Source organism: Paenimyroides tangerinum, from assembly GCF_003865405.1.
GTDB classification, from domain to species: Bacteria; Bacteroidota; Bacteroidia; order Flavobacteriales; family Flavobacteriaceae; genus Flavobacterium; species Flavobacterium tangerinum.
On record NZ_RQVQ01000080.1, the window covers coordinates 1 to 4,725 of the forward strand.

At 33.5% G+C, this 4,725-nt stretch carries 3 protein-coding genes and 1 pseudogene; all 4 read right to left on the reverse strand.

Features of this window, described 5'->3' with window-relative positions:
- Positions 1–616 precede the first annotated feature (616 nt).
- Positions 617–1,978, reverse strand: coding sequence for a c-type cytochrome (locus tag EG240_RS16075; protein ID WP_235830411.1), 1,362 nt, complete (start codon positions 1,976–1,978; stop codon positions 617–619).
- Complete coding sequence (locus tag EG240_RS16080) at positions 1,962–3,431, reverse strand: c-type cytochrome (RefSeq protein ID WP_125020349.1); 1,470 nt, start codon at positions 3,429–3,431, stop codon at positions 1,962–1,964. The genes EG240_RS16075 and EG240_RS16080 overlap by 17 nt, the downstream gene beginning before the upstream one ends.
- 168 nt (positions 3,432–3,599) lie before the next feature.
- Complete coding sequence (locus EG240_RS16085) at positions 3,600–4,466, reverse strand: helix-turn-helix domain-containing protein (protein ID WP_125020350.1); 867 nt, start codon at positions 4,464–4,466, stop codon at positions 3,600–3,602.
- A gap of 46 nt (positions 4,467–4,512) precedes the next feature.
- A pseudogene (locus EG240_RS16595) lies at positions 4,513–4,725 on the reverse strand (hypothetical protein); the annotation flags it as partial.

The window sequence follows — 4,725 nt, forward strand, 5'->3', positions numbered from 1 at the left end:
TGTATAATGATGAACCCATTGGTTTTTTTATTCTTGATAAAGGCAATGATAAATTTAAACTAACAGATAACAAATTTGCTATTTTGCTTCGGTCTTTTTCCCTAAACCCAATTTATCAGGGGAAAGGGTGAGGTAAGAAATCGGTATTGTTAATTACAGATTTATTGAAACAAAAATATCCTGAAACAAATGAAATAGTATTATCTGTAAACGTCAGGAATATCAATGCATATCATACTTATCTGAATGTAGGTTTTGTTGATACTCAAAAATATGTAGAGGGAATTATGGGACAACAGCATATACTTTTAAAAAAAGTCGAATAATATAAAAAGGAATGGCTAACAGCAACAATATTGAAGCCATTCCTATAAACCGACTCTTGTAATTTATGGGAATACAACAGCTACTTCTTACGACAAAAGTAGTTACCGAGACGGTTTTATTTTAATGTAATCCTCTTATGAATTCATATTCTTCATCCAAAGGGTTTTTAGTGTTATTTAATTCTTTCGATTTAGACAAACGTAATGATATGCTGTTCACGTCAACGAGTAATTTAATAATCCAAAAAAACAATACAACTGATAAAATCACTAAAAATGTACTCATAATCTTAATTGTTAATGGTTAATATATATTCTGTTAGTTCATTTAGTTGATCATCTGGTATTTGTGGAAAACCCGGCATTTGAGTCATATCTGCACGTTTTTTTCCGGGGTTTTTAATCCATTTTTTCATAGCTTCCACATCATCTTTATAAATGGCAACCATTTCTGTAACAGGTGGTCCCACTAATCTATCTTTTGGTTTATGACAAGCCGCACAATATTGGTTGAATACTTTTTTACCTTTTTCAGCTAATGACATATCTGTGTTATTCTCGTCTGATATTTGGTTTTTACTGTTTTCAATGGCAATTTTTCGGGTTTGTTCAAATTCTTCGGTTCTTAATTTAACCAGTTTCTGGTGTGGTTCCAATGCATTGGCTCTGTAAATCTGTCTTCCCGAACCCATAAAAACAACCGTAATACTCATCAGTATAACTACCTTATAAAAGTTCTTTCCGATATTTTCTCTGGAAGCCTGTAATCCTTTCCACATCATCCACATCGCAGGAATTGCCATTGCAACTCCTGTAAAGATTATAAGAATTAAATTCCAACCCATTCCTTTGCTGGGAAGTGTAAGCAATACTATGGGTCCGATAAGCATTTGGCAGATTGAAGCAATAAGAGCCAAAGAATATCCTTTTCTCTGAATATCATACCTTGTGAATCCGGGAAGTAAATTTTCGAATTCATAATTCTTACGACTCATATACCAAAACAAAAACAACCCTGTAACTGCCAATGAAGCAAAAAGAAAATGAAAATATCTTGGGAAAACATTAGGAAGCATCATCGCATTAAAAAAGCCTTTTACAACAGCCCATTTTTCGGGAAACATCATTAGGTTGATGTTTGTCAGGAAAATAAAAGGAATGAATAGTAATATGACTGTTGCCAAGCCTAAAATAGAGATATGTACCGCCTTATTATTCTCAAATACTTTCCAGGTATATTTATGAAGGTAGGTAAGTAAAAAAGCAATGGTGACCAATGGAATCACAGCTATCCAGACCAATCCTGTCAAAGCATTCGCAGAATAGAAATAAACAGTATAAAGCACATTGATACTTAAAAGCGGAGCTACTCCAAGCACAACAGCAATACTTTTGTTTACAGTAATAGTGCTTGCAATTTCTTTTGCCAACAAGTCGTATTTCTTGTCTTTTAATCCTTTTATTTGTGACCAAAGTGTAAGTAATGTTCCTCCAAGCATCAGGTTGACAAAAACCAAATGTGCCAAAAAAGAAATCACCAAAATGATAATCAAAAGCCATTCGGGTAAAGGCAATGGTAAGGGAAGGTCTTTAGGAACGGGTGTTGGTATGTTTGTCTGTAAGCTAATCAATAAACTATTTATCATCTTCATTATCGTTTGTTTTATTTTGTTTGTTAATTACTGCCTTAACCGTATAGTCTGAATTGATCATTACACCTTCGGTTTGAACTCCTTCTATCGACTCTCCTGAATCCTGAAGATGTCTTATGTAAATTGCCAAAGCTTCTGCTTCTGCTTCATTTCCGGGAAAAGGAGGCATATAATTTCGTCCGAAATGCATATTCGGAATATAAGCTGTCATCATATCCACATGTAAAGGCTGTCCGTTGTTATACATTCTTTCAAATACATCCACAACACTATTTACACCTTGTCCTGTATGGCATCTGCTACAAGCCAACATAAATATGTTCTTTCCTGCTTCGAGTTTGTTGTCATCTGTAACTTCGTTAACGGAAGTATATGTAGCGTGCTTCAAGATTCCGTCCTGCTGATAAACGACCATATCTTCTTCCAATAAAAGGTTTGAATACATATACTGACCAATGACATAGGGCTTTCGGACAAATTCCCGAACTCGTTCAAAAAAGCCTAAAAAGGCAAAAGCAAACACGACAGGTAAAACAACCATATACGGACGTATTACTTTTGCTTTAAATAAACCAATAACAGCTATTACAACCGATAAACTAACTCCTCCTATGATGAAATACTTAAGTAAACCGTAGTATTGTGCAAAGTCCATAGTTCCTACAGCCGTACTCATATTGGCAGTCATTCCTTCAGGAATCGCTTTATAATACCAAACTGCTCCGAAAAGTGTAAATGGAGCCCACAGGATAATCCATTTTGAAATAGATTTTACAGCATCTTGCCTGATTTTTGTTCCGTATTTTGTGAATATTGTGGCTAATAATAATCCGAATACACCTGCCATTAACATTGCCATAGGTGTCCTGAAAGCCAATTGAGGAAGATAAAGCGGATTGGTAAAGCCGTTAATAAGATTCGGATTACTGTTCCAGTTTCCGGGATCCATCATAAAACCAAGAATAGCCACAATAATTGTCATTGTAATCCACGAAGCAATGGCTAAAAACCATCCGAAACGGATGTGACGAATCTTTGCCCTTAATGAGCTGTTGCTTTTTTTCCAGGAAAGAAAATAAATCATTATCAGAATGACTTCAGTAACAAATACAATCCATTCGGTAAACCAAGCCCAATAAAACACGCGTATTAACGAACCTATAGATGAAGGACTGATTAAAGAAGCTGAAAACCATATTCCGACTCCTGTCATTGCTCCAATAGTTGTTGTGATGATAAAAGCTACTTTCATCATTTTATAAACTTTTTCATCCCATTCTAAATCTGTAATTTGATTTGTTCCGCTTCGTCTAAGCCCTTTTTGTTCTAACCAGGTTACTAATGGAATAAAACCGACTGCCAAACCGTGGTTTATAATTACGTGAAGTGTTGCAATTCCTGCAATAAGCATCCGATTGTTTAGCCAATCAAGATGAAACATAGGAAAATCCATAATCGTTTCTGTTTTTGTTTTGGCAAATTTCCTTTATAGATAAGGATTAACCGAAAAATAAAAAAGCAGATTGTTTAACTAAACAATACTGCTTCTTTACTAAATAAGGACTTGTATTTAATTTTTAAAGTCTCGTAATTTCTATTTTCAATTCAGCTGTTTATTATTTTATTCTTCTGTTCGTTTTTTTCTGAATTGTTCCGGAGTCTGATTTGTCGTTTTTCTAAAAAATGTAACAAAATAAGAAGTATGCTCAAATCCTACTTCGTTAGCAATCTCATTAATAGAATAATTTGTATAATGTAACAACCTTTGTGCTTCAAGTAATATGTGCCTTCTAATTAAATCACCTGAAGTCGCTCCTGAAGTTTTTTTACAAATCTTGTTGAGATAATTTGTACTCACATTCAATATTTTAGCATAATCGGAAGGTAGCTTCATTGTTTTGAAATTCTTCTCTATAAGCTTCTGAAATTTTTGTACTTTTTCCTTTGTCGGATTACTGGATTCCATATTCCTCAACGGGTTATAAGAACGTTCAATCTCGATAAGTATAATATTCAGAAACGAGCGAAGTGCTTTTTTAGAAGCTTTTTTCTTGTTGGAAAACTCGTTATGCATAAATGACATCAAGGATTCCAGATAATATAAATTATCATTTGAAACTCTTATCACAATACTAGATTCCCTATTAAAAAAGGAAAATTGATTGAGCATATTATTGTTGTATCTTAAAGAAAAAAAGTCTTCTGTAAAGCATATTATTTTTCCAATAGCTTCTCTGTTTAAATATAGTTCGGTAATGCAATTTGGTTTAATGATAAATACTTGGGCATCATCAATAAGGATCTTGTTATTATCAATAATAATTTCACCTCTTCCTTTTTCTACAATTAGAAAAGTATAAAAAGTACTTTCGTGAGGATGTTCTAAAACAGGATATTTCCCTAACAGGTTATCAATGGAATCAATCCAGAAATCCGTTGTATCATCAAACAAACCAATATCGCAAACCGGCAAGCGGTCTGTTTGCATAATTTTGTATTAGTTTTTGTTTTTAATCAACTTGTTCAATAAAAAATTAAACAAACTCGGGAGGTCGAAAAACGGGAAAAACTAATTTTGAGAGTATAAAATTAGGGATGTACTCAGGATAATCTATCTGAGTGAAAGCCTGATTATAAGCCGTAACAGGTTTATAATTTATGACTTGGAAAAATAAAGGATGAACTTCTTTATTTTTAATATTTGGTATTTGCTGTTCTTTTTCTGCATCAGCAGAAAGTTCTTTTTC

What these genes read in the sequence shown, in the direction of transcription:
- EG240_RS16075 (WP_235830411.1), bottom strand. Translation starts at nt 1,978, where the DNA reads ATGAAGATGATAAATAGTTTATTGATTAGCTTACAGACAAACATACCA.
- EG240_RS16085 (WP_125020350.1), bottom strand. Translation starts at nt 4,466, where the DNA reads ATGCAAACAGACCGCTTGCCGGTTTGCGATATTGGTTTGTTTGATGAT.
- EG240_RS16080 (WP_125020349.1), bottom strand. Translation starts at nt 3,431, where the DNA reads ATGGATTTTCCTATGTTTCATCTTGATTGGCTAAACAATCGGATGCTT.